We start from the raw sequence: 21578 nt of genomic DNA on the forward strand, positions 1-21578 counted from the left end.
CTTTTCTTATTCGCTCCATTTGGCGACCCCGCGGTCGACCCAAAAATCGGTTCCTTCCGGCCGGTTATCAACCACAATTACATAAGGACAACCCATGTTTTCGGTTATCTCTCGAGCACTCACACCCGCTCCCCGCGCACGCCGCACTTTCGCCCTCACTCTCGCACTCGCCCTCGGTGCCGTACCCGTCACCTCCGCGGTGAGCGCACAGCCTGCCGCCCACGCGGCAGAACCCGCAGTCAACCTGAAACTCGTCATCAAGGCAGAGCAGCCCAAGGACGACCCTAGCTATGTCGAATGCGTCGCCAACTTCCTCGGCACCATGAGCGCCACCCCCGGCGTGTGGGCGGTCTGCCACGGCTACCTCGACAGCGAAGAATACACCGTCACCCGCCGCCACAGCAGTGCAACCGTCACCCGCGGCCAGCTGGTGCGCATGCTCTACCGCATGGCGGGATCGCCAACCGTCAAGAACTTACCCACGACCTCCCCCTACAAGGACGTGGCAACCACCGACCCGGACTACCCCGCCTACATCTGGGCGGCGGATGCGGGCATCACCTCCGGTTGGGATGACGAGCTCTTCCACCCGGACGACTACGCCACCCGCCACACCCTCGCCGCATTCCTGTATCGCGCCGCAGGTAGCCCCGACGGTGCCGCGCGCCTGCGCCAGATTCGCCGTCCGCTACGTGCCGAAGTCAAGAAGACTGAACAGTTCAAGACCGAAAACCGCTGGGCAGCCCGCACGCTCGGCGCCTGCCCCGAAGTGGACCGCGACGGTGACGGCGTGGCAGACGTGGTGAACCCTGCCAGCCCCCTGTACTTCTCCGACGCCCTGTACATGCTCAAGGCGTACGGCGATAAGGGCCTGAAGGTTGTGGGCACTCCCGCCGTTGACTAGGAGGCCGTTGACTAGGAGTAATACCGACTAGATTCAGTGCTCTAACTAGATTCAGCGCTGACTAGCGCATATATTCACCGCCCGCCGATGCGACCCAATGGGTTGCGCAGGCGGGCGGTGCGCTGGCAAGTTGCGAGCGCCCATGTCCGCTGCGCAATCGCCTCCGTGCAATGAAGGGCGCCTGCTCTGCACCCGCTAAGCTAGAAGGCATGAAGATTGCCACCTGGAACATCAACTCAATCCGCGCCCGCGAGAACCGCGTCGAAGACTGGCTCGACGAACACGACGTTGACGTGCTCGCACTGCAAGAAACCAAAACCAAGGACGAAACCTTCCCCTTCGACCTCTTCGAATTTATGGGCTACGAGGTTGCGCACTTTGGCCTGAATCAGTGGAATGGCGTGGCAATCGCCTCCCGAGTTGGCCTCGAAGACGTGCAACGCGGCTTCGATAACCAGCCGCACTTCGGCAAGCCCGGCGAACCCGAGGTGCTGGAGGCGCGCGCGATCGGTGCGACCTGCGGCGGCGTGCGCGTCTGGAGCCTCTACGTGCCCAATGGCCGGGGCCTGACCGACCCGCACATGGACTACAAGCTCCGCTGGATGGAGGCGCTGCGCCAGAACGTGCACAACGAACTGGCGGCTAACCCGCAGTCGCAGCTCGCCCTGGTCGGTGACTGGAACGTCGCCCCCGAGGATACCGACGTGTGGGATATTGACTACTTCCTGAGCAACGAAATGACCCACGTTTCCGAACCCGAACGCCGCGCCTTCGCCGCCCTGCTCGAAGAGGGCATGGTGGATGTAGTACGCCCGCACACCCCGGGCGAGTACACCTACTGGGACTACCAGGCGGGTCGCTTCACCAAGGACGAGGGTATGCGCATTGACTTCCAGCTGTTCTCGCCCGCGCTCGCCGCACGCGTGGAACGTGCCTGGATCGATAAGGTGGAGCGCGCCGGTGAAGGCGCAAGCGACCACACGCCGGTCGTGGTTGAGATTGCTGACTAAACGGAGCGTATAGCTTGCCGTAGAACCGCGTGCAGTAAGGAGGCGGGGGAGGGGCCCCTCGCCTCCTTGCTGTATCTGCTGGTGTTTCTGCGCGCATGGCTCTGTGTGTCTACCCCTGTGTTTCTGCCAATATTTCGGGGTTTTCTGTGTGGCTTAGTTGAAAAGTTCGGCTTGACGAACTATTGTTAAATTCCGCCCGGGATGACAGGCAAAAGCGCATCATGATGCCTGCGCAGACAACACCGTGTCCCTGTCGCCCCGGCGCGGCAAAATCCACACATCAACCACATACTCAAACCCGTGACTTCCAATGAAGGACGCCTCATGAACGCTCTAACCCCCGCAGGCAGCAACGCACACCGCCTCATCCAGGCGCTCTGCGCCGCCCTAGCACTCACCCTACTACTCGTGCTCACCGGCTGCGGCAGCACTGCCAGCACCACCGATGGCGCTAAGAGCAGCAACGGCAAGAAGACCGTGCTCACCACCTTCACCGTGCTAGCAGACATTGCCAGCAACGTGGCAGGCGACGACCTGAACGTCGAGTCCCTCACCAAGCCCGGCGCTGAAATCCACGAGTACGAGCCCACCCCCTCCGACCTGAAGAAGGCGCATGCCGCCGACCTGGTGCTCGATAACGGCCTGAACCTCGAATCCTGGTTCGCCAAGTTCGTTGAAGAATCCAACGCCAAGCACGTGACCGTCTCCGAGGGGGTCACGCCCATCTCCATTACCGAGGACGCCTACGCGGGCAAGCCCAACCCCCACGCCTGGATGAGCCCCAGTAACGTACAGAAGTACGTGGACGTGATGATTCGCGAATTTAGCGCCCTCGACCCGGACCACGCCGCCGACTACAAGTCCCGCGGCGAAGCCTACAAGAAGCAGCTGCAGGGCGTACGCGACGAGCTCGTCAAGGAAATCTCCACCCTGCCCGAGAACCAGCGCGCACTCGTCACCTGCGAAGGCGCCTTCTCCTACCTGGCGGCAGACGCGGACCTGAAGGAAAAGTACATTTGGGCGGTCAACTCCGAACAGCAGGCGACCCCCTCGCAGATTTCCTCCGCAATCGATTACGTGCGCCAGAACCAGGTGCCCGCCGTGTTCTGCGAATCCACCGTCTCCGATAACCCGATGCGCCAGGTAGCCGACGCCGCCGGTGCGCGATTCGGCGGCGTGCTCTACGTGGACTCGCTCTCCGAGGCGAACGGCCCCGTGCCCACCTACCTGGACATGATTCGCTACGACGCACGCACCATTGTGGCGGGCCTCAAGGGCAACTCCTAAAACCCGAATAAACCCGGCATCGAAAACCCCGGGTAAATCCCAAACCCCCGACAGGATAGGAGGGGGCGGTCGCCTTCTTGGCTCCGCTCCTCCCACGCCGTTAACACTCGCTCACACAGCACCCGCCCACACGGCACCCACTCACCAACACGCAAGAAAGTACACCCGCCCCACGCATACGGTGACCACCAGAAAGAACACAAGGAATGAGCACTCTTCTCAGCTGCGAAAATGTGCACGTGAACTACGGGCCAGTCCGCGCCCTCACCGGCGCATCCTTCACCCTGGACACCGGGCGTATCTGCGGCCTAATCGGCATGAACGGCTCCGGAAAATCCACCCTCTTCAAAGCCATTATGGGGGTCGTGCCCGTGCACGCCGGCAGCATCACCCTCGACGGGCAACCCGTCGGCGGTAACCGCGGCAAGAACGCGCACCACCACCGCGCCGGACTCATCAGCTACGTGCCGCAGAGCGAAGAAATCGACTGGACCTTCCCCATCTCCGTGCGCGAAGTCGTCAGCATGGGACGCTACCGCAATCTCGGCATCACCCGCCGCCTGCGTGCCGCAGACCGTGCCGCCGTGGATGAGGCGCTCGCCCGCGTGGAACTGACCGACCTTGCTGACCGTCAGATTGGGGCGCTCTCGGGTGGTCAGCGTAAGCGCGCCTTCGTGGCACGCGCTATCGCCCAGGGCGCCCAGCTGCTACTGCTGGATGAGCCCTTCGCCGGTGTGGACAAGCGCAGCGAGGCGATGCTCATTCAGGTCATCGAACAGCTGCGTGACGAGGGCGCGACCGTGCTGGTTTCCACGCACGACTTGGCGAGCCTGCGCCAGTTCGCCGACGAGGCGCTACTGCTGCGCGGTGAGATTCTGATGCACGACACCCCCGAGAAGGTGCTCGCCCCCGAGAACCTGGTGCGTGCCTTCGGCATGGAAGTGGACGCCGGCACGCCGACTGCCGCCTCCAGCGCTACCGCCTCCGGCACTACTACGAACAGCTCTGCGGAAGGGAAGAACTAAATGGACATCCTCAACTTTCTGGTGGAGCCGCTGACCCTGCCCTTCATGCTCCGCGCATTCGTGGTCACCGTCATCGCCGCCGCCGTCTGCGCCCTACTCTCTTGCTGGCTCGTGCTGCTCGGCTGGTCGCTCATGGGCGACGCAATCTCGCACGCGGTACTGCCCGGCGTGGTGCTCGCCTACATTTTTGGTGCACCCTTCGCGGTGGGTGCGGTCATTGCCGCGCTCGTGGCGGTGGCGCTCATCGGCGGGGTACGGCGCAGCGGCCGCGTGCGCGAGGACGCCGCGATCGGCATCGTGTTTACGACTATGTTCGCGTTCGGTCTGGTGCTGATTTCGGTCACGCCGTCGAACACCGACCTGAACCATATTCTCTTCGGTAACGTGCTGGGTGTGTCCTGGTCGGACGTCTGGCAGGTCGCCGTCCTCGCGGTGGTAGTTGCCGCCGTGCTGCTGGTCAAGCGCCGCGACTTCGTGCTGTACGCCTTCGACCCGGGGTTTGCGCAGGCGGTGGGGTTGCGTCCGCGTCTGCTCGGCGCGCTGCTACTCATTATGCTGGCGCTGACCTCCGTGGTGGCGCTGCAGATTGTGGGCGTGGTGCTGGTTGTGGCGATGCTCGTCATCCCCGGCTCCACCGCGCGCCTGATGACTGACCGGTTCGTGCCCATGCTCGCGGTGAGCGTGGGAGTGTCCCTGGTGGGCACGCTGACCGGCCTGTACGCCAGCTACTACGCGGATGTATCGCCCGGTGGTGCCGTGGTCGTCACGCAGGGCATACTGTTCGCCCTGGCGTACGTGTTTGCCCCGCGCTACGGTCTGCTGGGCAGGATGCGCGCCCGCCGACTCAGCACTGCCGCAACGAAAACTGAGCCGTCAGCTTCCTAAGAAAGCTCACCCTGTGAAAGCTCCCTCTAAGAAAGCCCACTGAGTACACTCACCGAATACAGCAATAGGCGGAAAGTCCCACCGTGGGGCTTTCCGCCTATTGCTATCTTCTGAAGGTTGGGGGCGCGTACCCGCCCGGATTTCCGGGCTAGAAGCCCGCCGCTACCGCCCTGTATCTACCGCCCTGTACCTAGCGCACCGTGCGGGACACGAACAGGGAGGCGGTCGCCTCTGCACCCAACGGAATAATGGTGCCGCCGGGCTTCACCGCACCGACCGCATCCGTCTCGTGCAGGTTGCCGGAACCGGCACCAACCACGCTCACGTTCACCGCCTCCGAGAAGGGTGCACCCTCCTCAATGTGCAGGCGCACGCCGGGCACAAAACCGTGGCCCTGCAGGTAACGCAGCAGGCGCGGGTCGTCATCGTTAATGCGTTCGAGCACGACTGTTTCGCAGGGTTCGCACTGGCTCAGCGGCACGGTCTGCGGAAAACTAATATGCCCCGAAGAGTCCGGGATCGGGTCGCCGTGCGGGTCGCGGGTCGGGTGCCCCAGCAGGGTGTCGATGCGGTCCACCATGAAGTCGGATACCGCGTGCTCCAGAACCTCCGCCTCGTCGTGCACACGGTCCCAGGTGTAGCCGAGAATCTCCACAAGGAACGTCTCAATGAGGCGGTGGCGGCGAATCATCGCCAGCGCGTAGGAGCGGCCGGTTTCAGTGAGCTCAATAGCGCCGTAGGGCTGATGCTCAATCAGGTCGGCGGCGGCGAGGCGCTTGAGGCCGTCAGATACCGAAGAAATGCGCAGGCCCATGCGTTCTGCCAGGGCGGATGCGGTGGCAGGGGTTTTGGTCCATTCTTCGAGGCTCCAGATTTCCTTGAGGTAGTTCTGGGTGCTGACGGAAAGTTCTGAAAGAGGCATAAAGATAAGTCTACCTTTTCTCTGGTTTTGCCCGTCGAGCTACAGGGTATTCAGCGCGGGCTTAAAAAGCGTCCCGCCCGGATAGTTCACCCCTGGCAGGGGGTGACTATCACGGGCGGGATTAGGTGTTCGGTTCCGCGCTGGCAGCTACGAAAGGCTGGCAGGCGCGAAAGAATGAGGGATGCGCGGCGGTGGTTAGGTGGCGCGGCGGCGCGAACGGTCAATACGGGTCAGCAGCTCGATGAGCGCACCGCGTGCCGCCTGCTCCTCATGCCAGAGGGAGCGGACGAGGGTGCGGCTGACCGCCTGGGTGGTGATGCCGAGTGCGGTTGCGGCGGCCTTCTGCTGGCCGCGCACGCCGGGTACGAGCAGGTTTACTACGCGCCATTCGGCGTCGGTGCGGTCGGCGCATACGCGGTAGAGCAGGCGTGCGGAGCCTGCGGCGAGGTCGGCGAGGTGGCGGTTGTCGGCGCTGACGCTGATGCAGCGTACAGGTGCGCCTCCTTGTGCTTCTTCGACGGCGAGGCGTGAGAATTCGAGGGCGTCGCCGGTGCAGTCGGTGGTGCTGACGGCGCCGAGTGCGCCTGCGAATCGGGGGATGTTGAGCTCGCCGATTCCGATGCCGACCCAGAAGCCGTTATCGCGCGCGGCAATGAGCGCCGCGTGGAGTGCGTCGCTGGCGCGGTCGAAGGCACCCTGAATTTCGTCAGGGTATGTCTGGGCGAAGGCAACACGCGGGTTGAGCTTTGCGAGTTCGTCCGACAGTGCAGTGAGTGAGTGCTGTGCGGAACGTTGAATAAAGGTTAGAACGAACACCTTCCTATTATGCCGTAAAACCTTCAACAAGCGGCGTAAGGTTCGCCGTAATACCGGCAACATTTAAACCCCTAAAAATACGCATTGATAAGGGGAATTATCGTGAGCGTGCACTGTGTGCAGAAATCCTAGAAAGGATGTAGAACACCCCCGAAAGGAAAATAATTTTCATGCAAGTGCACGTTGAATTATTCGCTTTCGGGGGCGTTGAGTGGAGTTGATAGACGGGGCTATCGCGGAACTACTGTGCGTTCGTTACCTGCGAGATATGGGGCAGCTGACGCAGCGGCTTCTGGAATACCATCACCACCAGCGACAGGAAAATGAACACCGCGTAGAACAGCGCCGTGTACGTAATACCCCAATCAACAATGAGGAAGCCTGCCAGTAGAACAGCCAGCGGGGTGAGCGCCATATTCGGGATGCCCTGCACCGAGTGCACGCGACCGATCATATGTTCCGGGGTGGATGCGTTAATGTACGCAATGATGCTCGAGTTGAAGGAGGGGAGCACAATACCCGCCAGCACAATCAGCAGGCACACCGCCCACAGCATCGAATGAACCACCGGCAGCAACAGGTAGCAGGCCGACATGATGGCCAGGGAGGTGATACCGAGCGGGCCGAGCGCAAACTTCTCGGTCAGCGGGCCGACCAGGAACGAACCGAGCAGCACGCCCACGCCGAAGGCGCTCGCAAAGATGCCGATGAAGAGCGGGTGTGCGCCCTCCAAGGTGTAGTAGTAGATGAAGGTGAGCGGAATGCCGACCGTTCCAAAGTTTGCAAGCGTTGAAACGAACGCGATGGACACCAGTACCTTGTTCTTCAGGATGTACTCGAAACCGGCTTTTGAGTCCTGCCAGAAGCTGGTTTTCTCGCCCTCTTCCTCTTCCGTGGGCTGCCGACTAGCACCGTAGGTTTTGGGTGCGACGATGAACGCCAGCAGGTTGACGACCGCGTGAACTGCGGTCATGAGCACGGTCGAGAAGCCGATAATGATGCCGGCGACCGGGCCGCCCAGCAGGTTGGCGGTGGACTCGCGCGTCTCACCCATGCCGGAGGCGTATCCCAGGTGTTCCTTGGGGACTACGCGGGTGATGATGGACTGCTCGCTCGGGTAGTCGAAGGTGGAAATGATGGCGGCGAGAGAAATCGTAATCACCAAAACGTAAATGTTGGTGACGTTGAAAACGAGGTAGAGAAGAATCGCCACCCAGGACAGCGCCTGGCCAATACAGGACAGTGCCAGGCACTTTGAGGGACCGATTCGGTCAACCCACGTTCCGGATATCGCTCCGGCGCAGGTAGCGAGAACACCCGCGACAAAGAGGGTGATGCTCGCGGCTTCGGGGGAGCCGGTCAGCGCCAAAATAATGATGGGCGTGGTGATATAGCTCATCGAGTCTGAGAGCTGGTTGGCTCCAATGGCGAAGAGAGTATTTCGAAAATCTCTATTCTTGAGTAGCTCGGTGTTGACACTCATGGGGGACCTCCACGATGGGGTTTATGGTGTCGCGCGGCGTGCAATCCGTCGTGCGTAGTTCATTGTGCGCAATCGTATGAGTGAATACCCCGACAACCGGCTGTGCCTACCTGTATTCGCTTGTTTTTGCCTGTACCCGCCGGTCATGACGGGCCCGCCGGTCATCACGGGGTGGTTGAGGATGCACGGGGCGGCTCATCGGGAGCCCCCGCACAAGAAGTGTGTCGCGCGATACTTTAGATTCTATAAGAGATGTGAATCATATACATGAACGCTAGTTGAAAAACTTTCCTCATTTTGAGTATTGACATTAGGGTTAGTTTGACTATAATTCATTCTTGGTGCTTCCGCCCGGCTGAGCCCTGACTAAACCCGGCTGAACCCGAATCAGGGCACGCCAAAGACACCCGCAACCAGGCTCCGCCAATCCACACCGCCAGACTCTGTTACAGTCAGACCCTGTTACAGTCAGCCCCGCAACGCAGCGGGCGGGGGAGTGTAGAAGAGCGCAAAATAAGGGCCGCACTAGGGGCGCTACTCCACCAGGCCCGCGAAGCCCGACAGAGCCAGTACCTCCTCAACATCCTGCGGCACCGAACGCGCCACCCACGGCGAATGCACCAACACCGCCTGCCACTGACCGCGCGACACCGCCACATTCAAACGATTCGGCGACAGCACAAACCCGGCACCGCGCCCAGAATCAACCCGCGACGACGCCAACGACACCAACACCACCGCAGCCTCCTGACCCTGGAACTTATCCACCGTGCCCACACGCACGCCAGCACCCGAAGAATCCGCCAAACCAGCAGCAATCAGCGCCTCACGCACACAATCAACCTGCGCGTTATACGCCGCCACCACAATGCAATCCTCCGCCGCCAACGGGCGCGGCTCAGCACCAGCCGCCGGAACCCACTCACGACCCAACAACTCGCGCACGCAATCCACCACCGCCTGCGCTTCCTGCACAGAACGCACCGAACACCCCGCGTGCTCCACCGGATACGACACCACACCCGGCGCAACACCCTGCAGGGCGCGACCAGCCGTCGCCGCCGCGCTCGCCAATGCGCCATCATACGACAGCCACGAAACCCGCTCGCACAACGCCGAATCCATACGCCACGACTCACCCAAGAAATAGCCAAAACGAGGATCCAGCGCCGCCGCCCCGTCAGACAACCAGCCCAACGCCGAAACATCCACCGGGTACGGGTGCACACCCGTCGACACCTGCGGCAACTGCTGCGGATCGCCCAACAGCAGCACCGAACGCGCCGCACGAGCCGCCGCCACCGTATTCGTCAGAGAGAACTGGCCCGCCTCATCAACCACCAGAACATCCAGCGACCCGGCAGGCACACGACGCTCACTCACGTAATCCCACACCGTGCCGCCAAACAGCAGGCCGCCCGCACCAGAAATCAGCTCCACCAGCTCAGAATCAGACACCTCAGACCACGGGGCGTCCGGAATCACCGACTTGCCGCGCAGACGCACCGCACGCGAAACATCAAAACCATCACGGGCACAGCACGCCACCATGAGATTCTCAATCACCGCATGCGACTGAGCCACCACGCCCACCTTCGCACCCTCAGCCACCAGACGCGCAATCACATGCGAGGCGAGGAAGGTCTTACCCGCACCCGGAGGGCCCTGAACCGCCACATAGGAATGGTCGAGAGCGCGAACCGCCGCGTGCACGGCATCCACCGTGGGCAGGTCAGAGGCGGAAAAATCAACCTCAAGGGGTAGATTTTCTGCATTCTTGGCGTTCGAGGCGCCCTTCTTCAGGCGCGGCGCGCGGCGGAACAACAAATCCGTGGAGGCACTCTCCACCCCCGTCAGGGAAGCCGCCGCATCGAGCACGCTCGGCAGGGCGCGGGACGAGGAGGGAGCATCGGAGGGCTCGGAATCTTCACCGGATACGGGGTCATTAAGCACGGAGTCGTTGGGCATGAGCGCGCCGCCGAAGAGCAACCCGTGCACATCAGACTGCAGAGCCGCCTCAATCGTCGCCGTAGACACCGGATCGCCAGGACCAATACCCGAAGGCAGCGCGCCGTGCGGCTCATCCTTCATGCGGATGCGCTCCTGCAGAAGCACCTCCAAGAACTCGCCAGCCGACTCGCCGGTCGACTTGCCGGACTCTGGGGCAGCCTCTTCGGGGTCCACAGAATCCGCGGAACCGGCACGGAAACCGCCCTGCGCCACCGCCAGCACACGCATGCCAAAGAAACCCGTCGCCGCCAACTCGGCGGGCACACGCTCACCCGGATTCGAGGCACGGAAATAATTCACCTGCGACTCCATACGATCCAGCGCAATCTGCGGGCTCAACCCCGCCTCATACGCACAAAAAACCGCACGGTCAGAGGGCGCAATCACCAGGCTCGGGTCAGCCTCAATTCGCGCACGCAACAGGCGCACCTGCGCGCCGCGCACACGATACCAGCCGGGGGCGTCTTCAACCTCGGTGAGCTCCTTCATGGCGGCGGCAAGCGCCTCCAGGTCTGCGGGGGTGTTCAGAAGAGCATGCGCATGCTCCACCGAAAGCACCTGCACTCGATCAAGGTACGCGTAATCGCGGCTCGCTACCCACGCCGTCGGGCCGTCCTCCAGGCGGCGAATGTGCTCACGCCAGAACGGGGCACGCTCGCGGCGGTGATAATTCGTCATGGACAGCAGCATCGCCGCCTCAAGCTCACCGGCACCCCAGCCGTGCTCTGCCGCGTGCTCCTCCAGGGATGCGAGCTGGGCATCCAGCAGGCACTGCAGGCGGTACTGTTCGCTGTCGTTCTCCACCGCGGCGGGCACCCTGTACATGACCGGATGCTTCTCAATTTCGGGATTCTCGGCGGTATCTTCGGCGGTGTCTTCGGTGACGAGCTCCGGGGCGTCGGTCGCGAGGGCAAGAGATGCCGCCGCGTTCAGGCACGCCGGGCACTCGTCGCAGGTCAGAAAATAGGGGATGCGCTCGGCAAGTTCCGCCGGTTCTACACCCTCGTTCAGCGCCTCGGTGAGCAGTAGGAGGCGCTGCTCCTGCAGGCGAATCAACGGCAGAATACGCACCGAATCAACCCTGTGAGGTTGAGGAACGGGGGAGCGGTGCTCAGTGGGCTCCGATTCGGGTTCGGTACTGTGCTCCAGGTGAAGGTCGAGGCGCGCGGCATTCTTGGTGTTCTCGGCGCTCTCGGTTGCACTAGCGGTCAGCAGGTGCGCCGCCAGGGCACCGCGCAATAGTGCCCGATGCGCCGCCTCACCCAGATGCGGGGTGCAGACGATTTGGGCGGTATTGCTCTCGGCGGTGCTGTCCTCAGCCGGGCAGTCGAGGCGGTCGAGCTCAACCGTGTAGGTCAGCCCCGCCGCGGAGGTCGCCACCAGGGGTACCGGGTGCGCTGTGCCGCCCGGGTGCTCACCGCCGACTACTTCACTGCCGACCATTCCACCGGCGGTCAGCACTCGCAGGCACTCGCGGTACGCTTCGCGGGCGCGCTCGGACTTCTCGGGGGTCGGGTGGGCAGACTGCTTCTGCGCACGCTCCCGAAGCTCGGTGTAGAGCCGCAGCTCGCAGGCGGAGGTTGCGGTCAAATCAGCGAGGGTGAAGGTAAGGTCCATGGTGACTTTTCTGCTGGAGGAGAGAGGAACAAGGCGGGGCGAAACCCGGCCGGGTGAGCAGGCGCGAGTCCCGGTTGAGGAGTCTGTCGGCACCCCGTGTCCCCTCACTCCGAGAGGTTGATTTTCAGGTTTCACGTGAAACACTACAGAAAATCAACCTGCACGGGATGATTTAGGGGGGGCTTTCGGGGCTATCCGGGCACACACGCTAGGAGGCTGCACCCGCCACAGTCGCGGTAGAAACTGCCGCCGTGGGCGCCGCCGAAGCGCTCGCCGCTACCGCAGAGGGAGCAGCAGAAGCACTCGGAGCGGTCAAGCGGTTCGCAATCGCCGCCGCCGCCGCGTCCACGCGTTCCTTCGCGGCGGGCAGCGCATCCGCACCGCCCAGATCGTTCAGAATAATCGCGAAAATCAGGCGGGTGCCGTCGGGTCGGGTCGCCACACCACACAGCGAAGACACCGTGTACAGGGTGCCGGTCTTCGCCTGCACAAAAGTGCGCGCGTGCACGGCATTCGCCGCACCAAAACGACCGGACAGAGTGCCGCTCACGCCCGCGACCGGGAACGTGCTCATCAGCTGCTCCGCGTGCTCATCAGCATTCAGCAGCGCCACAACCTGCACGAGGGTTTGGGCGGTCACGCGGTCCGTCAAGGACATGCCGCACACGTCCGCCTGCACCAGGTTTTCAATGTTCACGCCGGCATCAACGAGTGCCTGGTGCACGGTCTGCTGTGCCGCTTCGCCGCTGCCTTCCTTACCTGCGGCGATGGCGGCGCAACGGCCAAGCACCTCAGCGAGGGCGTTGTCGGATTCGAGCATCATGTGTTGTGCCTGCTCCAGCAGGGTTGCCGATTCGACCGCGGCGATTTCGACTGCTTCCGCGGGGGCGGTGCGGCGCTCCGCGAGGGTGAAGCTCATGCCGGATTCCTTGCCGACGGTGTTGAGTGCATCTACGAACGCCTGCTGGGCGGCAACCGCCGCATCATCCGGGCGTACCGGGTTGCTTGCAGTGGACTTGCCTGGTACCGTGTGCGATTCGAGCGCAATCGGGTGAATGGGCGTAATCTGGCCGGACGCCACGTCCGCGTCATCCCAGCCGGGGTTCACGCTGGGGCCGGTGAAGAAGGTGCCGTCAAGGTAGACGGGTAGCGCCGCGGTTGGCTTCTCGCCCTGAAGAAGCGCCTTCACGGTCAGCTCGGCGAGGGTGCCCAAGCCTGCGCGTCCGACGATTTGCTTCGGGTCGGAGGCGCCCGCACCGAGCAGGGTGTCGCCGCCCGCCATGAGGTACAGTCCGGCGGCGTCGCGGGTGACGCGGGTGCGCAGGCGCGCCTGCAGGTTCGCGTAGCGGTTGAGTGCGAACAGGGTCAGCACCTTAAAAGTGGAGGCGGGCACGCGCGCGGTGTCGGCGTTGGCGGCGTACAGGTCGGCGGGTGCGGTGGCCGCCTTGATGCTGGGTAGGTTGCCGTCCATGCCGGTGACGAGCAGGCTGTACTGCGGGTAGGTGCCGTCCACGAAGAGCGCGGTGAGGGCGGCACGTAGTTGCTCCTGTTCCGCTTCGGGCAGTGCGGGTGCGAGGGTCGGTGTGGCGTTCGGGGTTGCGGAGGCGGTCGCCTCGGCAGTGCCGGTGGGGCTGCCGGTTGCGCTGCCGGTGGGGCTTGCGGAACCTTCGGGGCGTTTCTGTTCGGTTGCGGCGGATCCGCAGGCGGTGAGGAGGAGCATGCCGCCGAGGGTGAGGGCGGCGCGGCGGGTGAGTGTGGTGGTCTGGGTGTTGTGCTTGTTGGAAGGCATCTTTTGAGCATAGCGGGCGGATGGGGTGCCTATCGAATTTACGCGCCGGTGCTGGGATCTCATGCCGTGTTCCGGCTGCCCCTCACGAACCCTATCTGGGCTGCCCGGTACGGCGGCGGGGTGTGCTGGCGGGCGTGGGACTAGGCGGAATGTTAACTGTGGTGTGAGCGTGGTAAATTACGCTGGTTTTGGCGCCGAATACGCGGTTTCGGTGTGCGTGAACGGGTTACAATGGGTGAGTTCAACACCTAACTTTCGCACCTTGCGCGCCGAAGTCGCCGCGAAAGTGACTCTAACTCACGAGAAAGAAGGTTCCGATGGAACTCGATGTCACTATTGAAATTCCCCGCGGCTCCCGCGTGAAGTACGAAGTGGACCACGAGACCGGCCGCCTGCGCCTGGACCGTGTGCTGTTCACCTCCATGCAGTACCCCACCGCTTACGGCTACTTCGAGAACACCCTCGGTGAGGACGGCGACCCGCTGGACGCAATGCTGATCCTGGACGTTGACGTTGTTCCCGGCGTGCTGGTTGAGTCCCGCCCGGTCGCAGTGTTCAACATGACCGATGAGGCTGGCGGCGACGCTAAGGTTCTGTGCGTTCCCACCGACAAGCGTTACGACCACATCAAGTCCCTGGCTGATGTTCCGGAGCAGCTGAAGGCTGAGATTCAGCACTTCTTCGAGCGTTATAAGGACCTGGAGCCCGGCAAGTGGGTTAAGGGCGAGGGCTGGGAAGACCTGGCTGCTGCTGAGAAGATGGTCCAGGAGGCTATCGACCGTTTCGCAGCTGAGGGTCACTAAGCTGCCGCACCGTTAGGTGCACCCGGTTTTGTAGGGGGCGTGTTCACTGCGTCTGGTTCGTGCGATTTTTTGTGCGTGCTGGAGGCGGTGGGCACGCCCCCTTTTGATGTGCTCCTTGATTGTGTTCGGAGGTTCCGGGAATGGTGTGTGCGACCGAACTATTCTTCGGAAAACAGCCTCAGAGCACCCCTGGGAGTGCTATTATGGGCATATTACGAAGAATAGTTCGTATAACCTGAGGTTCTGCAGCGGTGAGGAGGAAACCCCCATGGCATTCGACGCAACGGGGTTCGCACAAGAATTTGGCGCCCAGGTTCGCGCCGTCCGCAAGTACGAAAAAATCACCCAAATGGAGTTGGCGTGGATGGTCGGGCTCAGCGATAAAACAATCCGCGATATTGAGCGTGGGCTACCCGGCCCGTCAATTGGTGCGGTCCTCAAAGTCGCCCAAGAGCTCGGCATCGAGCTGGCCATTACTAACCCCCTCACCTAACCCCTCCCGCACACTGCGATAGAAAACAGAACCTGGAGAAAAGCCATGACAGATGAACTTATGGCAGATGTCTATAAAGATGGTGTTCTCGCCGCATATTTGAGGCGAGACACCAACGGGCTGATTCATTTCACCTACCGCGCAGATTATGAAGGCCCGGCAATTGCCACGAGCCTGCCTTTAAACGCGGAATATACCGCAGAATCAATTCCTCCTTTCTTTCAGAATCTTTTGCCCGAAGGCTATAGGCTCGACGTCGTTAGTTCCGAGAAAAAAATCAGCAAAAATAACACCCTGGGCTTATTGCTGGTGATTGGTTCTGACGTTCCAGGCGATGTGCAAATTATTGAGCACGGGTGGGAACTGTACACCGCTCCTGCCGCATTGGTGAACAACCCTGAGGTTGTTTCTTTTGCAGAACTTATGGGCACGGTTGACCGCCGAGGACTGCCTGGCGTTCAAGAAAAGCTGAGTGCCGTCATGAAAACCCTGCCCGTGCATTGGACGGGCGCTGGCTACGATGCGCTTCTGAAAATCAGCCCGCAACGTATGCCCGGGCTCGTAGAAAACGAAGCTGCCCACCTCACGGCGGCCGCACTCATGGGGATTCCTGTAGCTCAGCATGAGCTTGTCTATGATCGAGACGGCGTATCAGGTTTGATGGTCTCCCGTTTCGACCGAACACCCTCTGGGGGACGCATCGCTATGGAGGATGGCGCACAGATTTTGGGTGTTCCTTCGGGTGAGAAATACACAGAAGATAATCCTGCTGTGACAACAGAAAGTGTCATTCAAGCAATGGTGAAGCTTGCTGCTTCCCCTGCTGTTGCCCGCAGGAATCTTTACATGCATTTTCTCTACGCTTGGCTGACCGGCAATGGGGACCTGCACGCAAAAAATATCTCGCTCCTCAAGGGACGCCGTGGATGGGAAGTAGCTCCTATCTACGACATCCCCTGTTCGCTCGTGCACATTAAATCTCTATCCATGGCGCTTAGCGTCAACGGAAAAGATAATTCGAATCCCGGCGACGGTTCACCGCCCGAAGATTGGAAGATTACTGTTGACGATTGGCTTGCTCTCGCAGAGACTATCGGTCTTCCGTCTAAGGTGCAGAAAGACGCTCTAACTCGTGCTCTCAAAGCGGCTCGAGCAGTTCGCTGGCCCACAGACCGAGCCGCCCCGGGATATGTTTTCAACTCGAATGCCTCACCGTTTAAGGCCATGCAGAAAGAGTTGGAACGCCGCCAGGACGAGTTTGAAGAGTACCTTCATACGCGCTCCTAAGGCTCCTGACTTCTTGAGCCTTCGTTATTTCTAAATTCTCCTCGTGAAGTATCTATCTACATAGATACTTCGCAATTTCTATAAAGGAACCACCATGCAGAATGGACGCGCAGGACGCCTGCACCCCGCCGTCGGCACTGCCCGCCGCCACCTCGTCGCCGCCCTCGAAAAGCTCCTCGGTGCAGGAAGCATCAAAGCTACCGGACGCTCCCGCACCGCCTCCACCGCGGACCCCGCCGACCTGCCCCTGCTCCTGGTCGCCTGCAGCGGCGGCCCCGACTCCCTCGCGCTGGCAGCCATTGCCGCACACTTCGCCCGCCGCGGCGACGTACGCGTAGGCGCCATCATCGTCGACCACGGCCTGCAAGAAGACTCCGCCGCGGTCGCCGCGCAGACCGCGCAGACCCTCACCGACCTGGGGCTTCACCCCGTTATCATCGAAAAAGTGCAGGTTCCCGTCGGCAACATGGGCCCCGAAATGGCGGCGCGCACCGCCCGCTACACCGCCTTCACCAAAGCCGTTGAAGCCACCGGCGCCCGCGCCGTACTACTCGGCCACACCCTCGACGACCAGGCAGAAACCGTGCTACTCGGCCTGAGCCGCGGCTCCGGCACGCGCTCCCTTGCCGGTATGCCGCCCGTACGCATCGAAGAGGGTGTCACCTACCTGCGTCCCTTCCTCGGCCTGCGCCGCACCGACATGCTCGACATCTGCGACGCCGAAACCCTCACCCCCTGGAACGACCCGACCAACACCGACGAAACCCTCATGCGTGCCCGCATCCGCCACAGCGTGCTGCCCTACCTGGAGGATCACCTCGGCGGGGACGTCGCCCGCTCCCTGGCGCGCACCGCCTCCGTAGCTGGCCCCGACGCCGAATACCTCGACGAGCAGGCACAGGCAGCCTACGAGCAGGCGCTCCTACCCGCCGGAACCGCCGTGCGCGGCATCGAACGTGAGGACGCCGTGCTGCTGGATCGTGCGCAGGTGGCGGCGCTGCACCCGGCGCTTCGATTGCGTGTGCTTGCGACCGCCTGCAAGGCCGCCGGGGGAGAGAACCCCGGCTTTGAGCGACTGCAGGCGCTGGACTCTTTCACCGCCGAATACGCGGTGGCTGGGCCCGTTCAGATGCCCGGTCACGTGAGCGCGTACCGCCGCCGCAAAATTGTGCATCCGGCAACCGGTGAACGCCTGGACGTGCTCGTATTAGTGCCAACTCGACCCTAACTAGGTGCCCAGCTAGGTGCCCGCGGAACCCCCTCAGCACACACTATCTGCGTGGTGAGGTGCGCCGCGGCGCCGTTTTAAGCCATACTTAAGGCGAACACCATCCACATTGTCCGCTGTGGGAAGGTATGAAACCCCTCACCCGGGGCCCCGGCGGAGGCGCAGAGCGTCTAAAAGAATACGAAGGAATACATCGTGCAGGCTATCGACGTGCAGGACGATATTAAGAACGTTCTCTTCAGCAAGGAAGAGATTAACGCGAAGGTCGCCGAACTGGCGGCGCGCATCGACGAAGACTACGCCGGTAAGGACGTGCTGTTGGTGGGTGTTCTCAAGGGCGCCATCATGATCATGGCTGACCTTTCCCGCGCTCTCAAGGGCCACTACACCATGGACTGGATGGCTGTTTCTTCTTACGGTTCCGGCACCAAGTCCTCCGGCGTTGTGCGTATCCTCAAGGACCTGGACACCGACCTGGTGGGCCGCAACGTCCTGATCGTTGAAGATATCATTGACTCCGGTCTGACCCTGGCATGGCTGCAGCAGAACCTGATTTCTCGCGGCGCAGCTTCCGTTGAGATTTGCACCCTGCTGCGCAAGCCCAAGGTCGTCAAGGCTGACGTTGAGGTCAAGTACGTCGGCTGGGACATCGAGCCCGAGTTCGTTGTTGGTTACGGCCTGGACTTCGCTGAGAAGTACCGCAACCTGGACTGCGTCGCAACCCTGCACCCGCACGTTTACTCCTAAGCCTTCACCTCAGCAACCATGCTGTAGGTGGTTATGCCCCGCCTCCTCACGCTTGTGGGGGAGCGGGGTGTTGCTGTACCCACCGGTGGATGTACGTGGAGGCGGGAGGCGCATCCGCCAAGACGGGCCGCCGCCGGTGTACCAGCCGCCGCAGATACCCGGCGAAGAAGATGCACTTTCACCCCCACCGAGTGCTACAACCCTTTAGCCCGCAGGTGAAATAGAGAAGCCAGGTACCTAGCCGCCCGCCGGGGTAGGGTACATTTAAGGTTGCACCGTTGGGTGTTCCGGCAGGCATGCCGCACCCCAACGGGTTACAGCCGCAACGTAAGGACAAAGCATTGGCGCAAAACCCCAATACTCCGCAGAAAGGCTCGGAGGGCTTCCTGAAGAAGCTGATTAACGGCCCCTGGTTCTGGCCGGGTGCAGCTCTCGTAATCATGCTGGCTTTCCTCATGGCCTCCTTCTTCACCCAGCCCTCGCGTCAGGTGGACACCAACGTGGGTCTTCAGCTGCTCAACGACCACCAGGTCAAGAGCGCAAAGATCTACGACGGCGACCAGCGCGTCGAGCTGCAGCTTAAGGACGACTACAAGAAGGGCAACGACAACTACGGTAAGTCAGTGCGCTTCTACTACGTGCAGCCCCGCGGCGACGAAGTTGCTAAGGCAATGGAATCCGCCGAGCTGGAAAGCTACACGGACCAGCCGGTTGAGCACAGCTTCCTGGGCTCCCTGGTGTCCCTGCTCCTGCCGATTCTGCTCTTTGGTGTGCTCTTCTGGTTCCTGATGGGACGAGTCGGAGGCGGCTCCTCCGTCATGAGCTTCTCCAAGTCCCGCGCGAAGAAGTTCACCAAGGACAAGCCGGAAGTCCGCTTCAGCGACGTTGCCGGCGTGGACGAGGCGCTCGCCGAGTTGGAAGAAGTCCGCGAGTTCCTGGCTGAACCCGAAAAGTTCACCCGCCTGGGTGCAAAGATCCCCAAGGGCGTGCTGCTGTACGGCCCTCCCGGCACCGGTAAGACCCTGCTCGCCAAGGCTGTGGCGGGCGAGGCAGGCGTGCCGTTCTACTCGATTTCTGGCTCTGACTTCGTTGAAATGTTCGTGGGTGTGGGTGCGTCCCGCGTGCGCGACCTGTTCAAGGAAGCGAAGAGCGACCCCGCCGCCATCGTCTTCGTCGACGAAATTGACGCTGTTGGCCGCCGCCGCGGCGTCGGCATGGGCGGCGGTAATGACGAGCGTGAGCAGACCCTGAACCAGCTGCTGGTTGAGATGGACGGCTTCGACGGCAATTCGAACGTCATCGTCATTGCGGCAACGAACCGACCCGACGTTCTGGACCCGGCGCTGCTGCGTCCCGGTCGTTTTGACCGTCAGATCGGTGTGGACGCCCCCGACATGCAGGGCCGCGAACACATCCTGCGCGTTCACGCCGCAGGCAAGCCGATTGCTAACACTGTTGACCTGGCACAGGTCGCTAAGCGCACCCCCGGCTTCACCGGTGCTGACCTGGCGAACGTCATGAATGAGGCGGCTCTGCTGACCGCCCGCGATAACGGCAACGTGATTGACGACCGCGCTATCGACGAGGCAATCGACCGCGTCATGGCTGGTCCGCAGCGTTCCTCGCGCATCATGAACGAGCACGAGCGTAAGGTCACCGCATACCACGAGGGCGGTCACGCCCTGGTCGCGGCGGCACTGCGTAACTCCGCGCCCGTCACCAAGATTACGATTCTTCCGCGCGGCCGCGCCCTGGGTTACACCATGGTCATGCCGCAGGACGACAAGTACTCCACGACCCGCCACGAACTGCTCGACCAGATGGCGTACGCGATGGGTGGCCGTGCGGCTGAGGAAATCGTCTTCCACGACCCGTCCACCGGTGCGTCTAACGACATTCAGAAGGCAACCGATACCGCCCGCAAGATGGTCACCGACTACGGTATGAGCGCCGTGATTGGTTCCGTGAAGCTCGGCGGCGAAGACACCGAACCGTTCCTCGGTGGCGGCGGCGCTTCGGCACGCAACTACTCCGATGCGACCGCGGCAAAGGTGGACGCTGAGATTCGCGCCCTGCTGGAGCAGGCACACGACGAGGCGTTCCAGATTCTGCTGGAAAACCGCGATATTCTCGACCGCCTGGCGTTCGCCCTGCTGGAGAAGGAAACCCTGCTCGAGAACGAGATTGCCGAAATCTTCAAGGATGTTCGCAAGCGCCCCGAGCGTGAGCACTGGTACTCCAAGCCGACCCGCGAGCGTACCGACATCCCGCCGGTGAAGGCACCGAGTGAGCTGGCTCAGGAGGCGCAGAAGGCTGAGGAAGCACCTGCCGCTACTGCTACGGAACCTACTGTTCCGGTAGCACCGGCTGCACCCGCGCAGCAGGTTCCGGTAGCACCTACACAGCCGTTGCCGCCTCAGGCGCCCCTCACCGACCCGACCGTCGCAATGCCCACCCAGCAGTACCCGAACTACCCCGCCCCTCCGGCGCAGCGCCCGGAGAACGGCACCCCGAACCAGAATGGAGCAGAGAATGAGCGAGGCTAAGAACGCCGTCGACCAGCCGCGTATTGAGGCTGCCGTCCGCGAGATTCTGCTCGCGATTGGTGAGGACCCGGACCGTGACGGCCTGCAGCAGACCCCTGCACGTGTGGCGCGTGCTTACGCGGAGTTCTTCTCGGGCCTGTATCAGGATGCTGGCGATATTCTGGGTACGACCTTCGACATTGCCCACTCTGAGATGGTGCTGGTGAAGGACATTTCGTTCTACTCGACCTGTGAGCACCACCTGGTGCCGTTCCACGGTGTGGCGCATGTGGGTTACATTCCGGGCCCGGACGGTAAGGTAACCGGTCTGAGCAAGCTTGCTCGCGTGGTGGATCTGTACGCTCGCCGCCCGCAGGTGCAGGAGCGTCTGACCACGCAGGTGGTGGAGGCTCTGGAGGAGCACCTGAACCCGCGCGGTGCGATTGTGGTGATTGAGGCTGAGCACATGTGCATGTCGATGCGCGGTGTGCGTAAGCCGGGCGCGAAGACCGTGACCAGCGCGGTGCGCGGTGCGCTGATGAACAGCGCAACCCGTGCGGAGGCGATGAGCCTGATCTTCTCGCAGCGCTAAGTATCGGGATGATCATATAGCTATGCGACAGGGGGCAGGATTCCTTAGAATCCTGCCCCCTGCGCTGTGTAGCCGCTTTTGTTGGGTCGTATGACGAGTGCCCTTGCGTGAAGAGCATTAGTGATTGTAAAGTTGTTACTACTAGAACCGGCACC

17 protein-coding genes are annotated in these 21578 nt (G+C 62.1%); 12 read left to right on the top strand and 5 right to left on the bottom strand.

Features of this window, described 5'->3' with window-relative positions; translation table 11 throughout:
• The first annotated feature begins 94 nt into the window (after positions 1-94).
• The 5 genes from HMPREF2779_RS08740 (at position 95) to HMPREF2779_RS08760 (ending at position 5111) form a co-directional block, all read left to right on the top strand.
• A complete protein-coding gene (locus tag HMPREF2779_RS08740; protein WP_070686101.1) occupies positions 95-904 on the top strand; it encodes an S-layer homology domain-containing protein in 810 nt (269 codons plus the stop codon).
• A gap of 209 nt (positions 905-1113) precedes the next feature.
• Positions 1114-1914 carry an exodeoxyribonuclease III gene (locus tag HMPREF2779_RS08745; RefSeq protein ID WP_070686103.1) on the top strand — a complete coding sequence of 267 codons (801 nt, stop codon included), beginning with the start codon at positions 1114-1116 and terminating at the stop codon, positions 1912-1914.
• A gap of 324 nt (positions 1915-2238) precedes the next feature.
• Entirely contained in the window at positions 2239-3201 is a 963-nt protein-coding gene (locus HMPREF2779_RS08750) for a metal ABC transporter substrate-binding protein (RefSeq protein WP_105361328.1), read from the top strand.
• 206 nt (positions 3202-3407) lie between these two features.
• Complete coding sequence (locus HMPREF2779_RS08755) at positions 3408-4226, top strand: metal ABC transporter ATP-binding protein (RefSeq protein ID WP_070686107.1); 819 nt, start codon at positions 3408-3410, stop codon at positions 4224-4226.
• Positions 4227-5111, top strand: coding sequence for a metal ABC transporter permease (locus tag HMPREF2779_RS08760; protein WP_049337790.1), 885 nt, complete (start codon positions 4227-4229; stop codon positions 5109-5111). It begins immediately after the preceding gene.
• Positions 5112-5301: 190 nt separating this feature from the next.
• Here HMPREF2779_RS08760 and HMPREF2779_RS08765 read toward each other — a convergent pair whose 3' ends face one another.
• The 5 genes from HMPREF2779_RS08765 to dacB form a co-directional block, all read right to left on the bottom strand.
• Entirely contained in the window at positions 5302-6033 is a 732-nt protein-coding gene (locus tag HMPREF2779_RS08765; RefSeq protein WP_105361329.1) for a metal-dependent transcriptional regulator, read from the bottom strand.
• Positions 6034-6228: 195 nt separating this feature from the next.
• Positions 6229-6849 carry a hypothetical protein gene (locus HMPREF2779_RS08770; RefSeq protein ID WP_005507641.1) on the bottom strand — a complete coding sequence of 207 codons (621 nt, stop codon included), beginning with the start codon at positions 6847-6849 and terminating at the stop codon, positions 6229-6231.
• Between the two features lie 241 nt (positions 6850-7090).
• Positions 7091-8332, bottom strand: a complete 1242-nt coding sequence (locus HMPREF2779_RS08775) for an MFS transporter (protein WP_070689801.1) — start codon at positions 8330-8332, stop codon at positions 7091-7093.
• Between the two features lie 534 nt (positions 8333-8866).
• Complete coding sequence (locus HMPREF2779_RS08780) at positions 8867-11959, bottom strand: DEAD/DEAH box helicase (protein ID WP_105361330.1); 3093 nt, start codon at positions 11957-11959, stop codon at positions 8867-8869.
• A gap of 208 nt (positions 11960-12167) precedes the next feature.
• Complete coding sequence (gene dacB / locus HMPREF2779_RS08785) at positions 12168-13748, bottom strand: D-alanyl-D-alanine carboxypeptidase/D-alanyl-D-alanine endopeptidase (RefSeq protein WP_105361331.1); 1581 nt, start codon at positions 13746-13748, stop codon at positions 12168-12170.
• Between the two features lie 317 nt (positions 13749-14065).
• Between dacB and ppa the strand changes: the two genes are divergently transcribed.
• The 7 genes from ppa (at position 14066) to folE (ending at position 21423) form a co-directional block, all read left to right on the top strand.
• Complete coding sequence (gene ppa / locus HMPREF2779_RS08790) at positions 14066-14551, top strand: inorganic diphosphatase (protein ID WP_005504328.1); 486 nt, start codon at positions 14066-14068, stop codon at positions 14549-14551.
• 268 nt (positions 14552-14819) lie between these two features.
• Entirely contained in the window at positions 14820-15044 is a 225-nt protein-coding gene (locus HMPREF2779_RS08795; RefSeq protein ID WP_005504337.1) for a helix-turn-helix domain-containing protein, read from the top strand.
• A gap of 45 nt (positions 15045-15089) precedes the next feature.
• Positions 15090-16331: a type II toxin-antitoxin system HipA family toxin gene (locus HMPREF2779_RS08800; RefSeq protein WP_105361332.1), complete on the top strand. Its 1242-nt coding sequence runs from the start codon at positions 15090-15092 to the stop codon at positions 16329-16331.
• Positions 16332-16425: 94 nt separating this feature from the next.
• Positions 16426-17559 (top strand): tRNA lysidine(34) synthetase TilS, encoded by a 1134-nt coding sequence (gene tilS / locus HMPREF2779_RS08805; RefSeq protein ID WP_070686123.1) that lies wholly within the window; start codon positions 16426-16428, stop codon positions 17557-17559.
• Between the two features lie 195 nt (positions 17560-17754).
• Entirely contained in the window at positions 17755-18306 is a 552-nt protein-coding gene (gene hpt / locus HMPREF2779_RS08810) for a hypoxanthine phosphoribosyltransferase (RefSeq protein ID WP_005504342.1), read from the top strand.
• A gap of 341 nt (positions 18307-18647) precedes the next feature.
• Positions 18648-20852: an ATP-dependent zinc metalloprotease FtsH gene (ftsH, locus tag HMPREF2779_RS08815; RefSeq protein ID WP_105361333.1), complete on the top strand. Its 2205-nt coding sequence runs from the start codon at positions 18648-18650 to the stop codon at positions 20850-20852.
• Positions 20839-21423, top strand: coding sequence for a GTP cyclohydrolase I FolE (gene folE, locus HMPREF2779_RS08820; protein WP_105361334.1), 585 nt, complete (start codon positions 20839-20841; stop codon positions 21421-21423). Before ftsH ends, folE begins: the two co-directional genes overlap by 14 nt.
• The last annotated feature ends 155 nt before the right edge of the window (positions 21424-21578 follow it).

Origin of the sequence: Rothia sp. HMSC069C03, assembly GCF_001811075.1 — a bacterium.
GTDB lineage: Bacteria > Actinomycetota > Actinomycetes > Actinomycetales > Micrococcaceae > Rothia > Rothia mucilaginosa.

What these genes read in the sequence shown, in the direction of transcription:
- ppa (WP_005504328.1), top strand. Translation starts at nt 14,066, where the DNA reads ATGGAACTCGATGTCACTATTGAAATTCCCCGCGGCTCCCGCGTGAAG.
- HMPREF2779_RS08755 (WP_070686107.1), top strand. Translation starts at nt 3,408, where the DNA reads ATGAGCACTCTTCTCAGCTGCGAAAATGTGCACGTGAACTACGGGCCA.
- HMPREF2779_RS08750 (WP_105361328.1), top strand. Translation starts at nt 2,239, where the DNA reads ATGAACGCTCTAACCCCCGCAGGCAGCAACGCACACCGCCTCATCCAG.
- HMPREF2779_RS08740 (WP_070686101.1), top strand. Translation starts at nt 95, where the DNA reads ATGTTTTCGGTTATCTCTCGAGCACTCACACCCGCTCCCCGCGCACGC.
- HMPREF2779_RS08745 (WP_070686103.1), top strand. Translation starts at nt 1,114, where the DNA reads ATGAAGATTGCCACCTGGAACATCAACTCAATCCGCGCCCGCGAGAAC.
- tilS (WP_070686123.1), top strand. Translation starts at nt 16,426, where the DNA reads ATGCAGAATGGACGCGCAGGACGCCTGCACCCCGCCGTCGGCACTGCC.
- HMPREF2779_RS08775 (WP_070689801.1), bottom strand. Translation starts at nt 8,332, where the DNA reads ATGAGTGTCAACACCGAGCTACTCAAGAATAGAGATTTTCGAAATACT.
- HMPREF2779_RS08765 (WP_105361329.1), bottom strand. Translation starts at nt 6,033, where the DNA reads ATGCCTCTTTCAGAACTTTCCGTCAGCACCCAGAACTACCTCAAGGAA.
- folE (WP_105361334.1), top strand. Translation starts at nt 20,839, where the DNA reads ATGAGCGAGGCTAAGAACGCCGTCGACCAGCCGCGTATTGAGGCTGCC.
- dacB (WP_105361331.1), bottom strand. Translation starts at nt 13,748, where the DNA reads ATGCCTTCCAACAAGCACAACACCCAGACCACCACACTCACCCGCCGC.
- HMPREF2779_RS08800 (WP_105361332.1), top strand. Translation starts at nt 15,090, where the DNA reads ATGACAGATGAACTTATGGCAGATGTCTATAAAGATGGTGTTCTCGCC.
- HMPREF2779_RS08780 (WP_105361330.1), bottom strand. Translation starts at nt 11,959, where the DNA reads ATGGACCTTACCTTCACCCTCGCTGATTTGACCGCAACCTCCGCCTGC.
- HMPREF2779_RS08795 (WP_005504337.1), top strand. Translation starts at nt 14,820, where the DNA reads ATGGCATTCGACGCAACGGGGTTCGCACAAGAATTTGGCGCCCAGGTT.
- HMPREF2779_RS08760 (WP_049337790.1), top strand. Translation starts at nt 4,227, where the DNA reads ATGGACATCCTCAACTTTCTGGTGGAGCCGCTGACCCTGCCCTTCATG.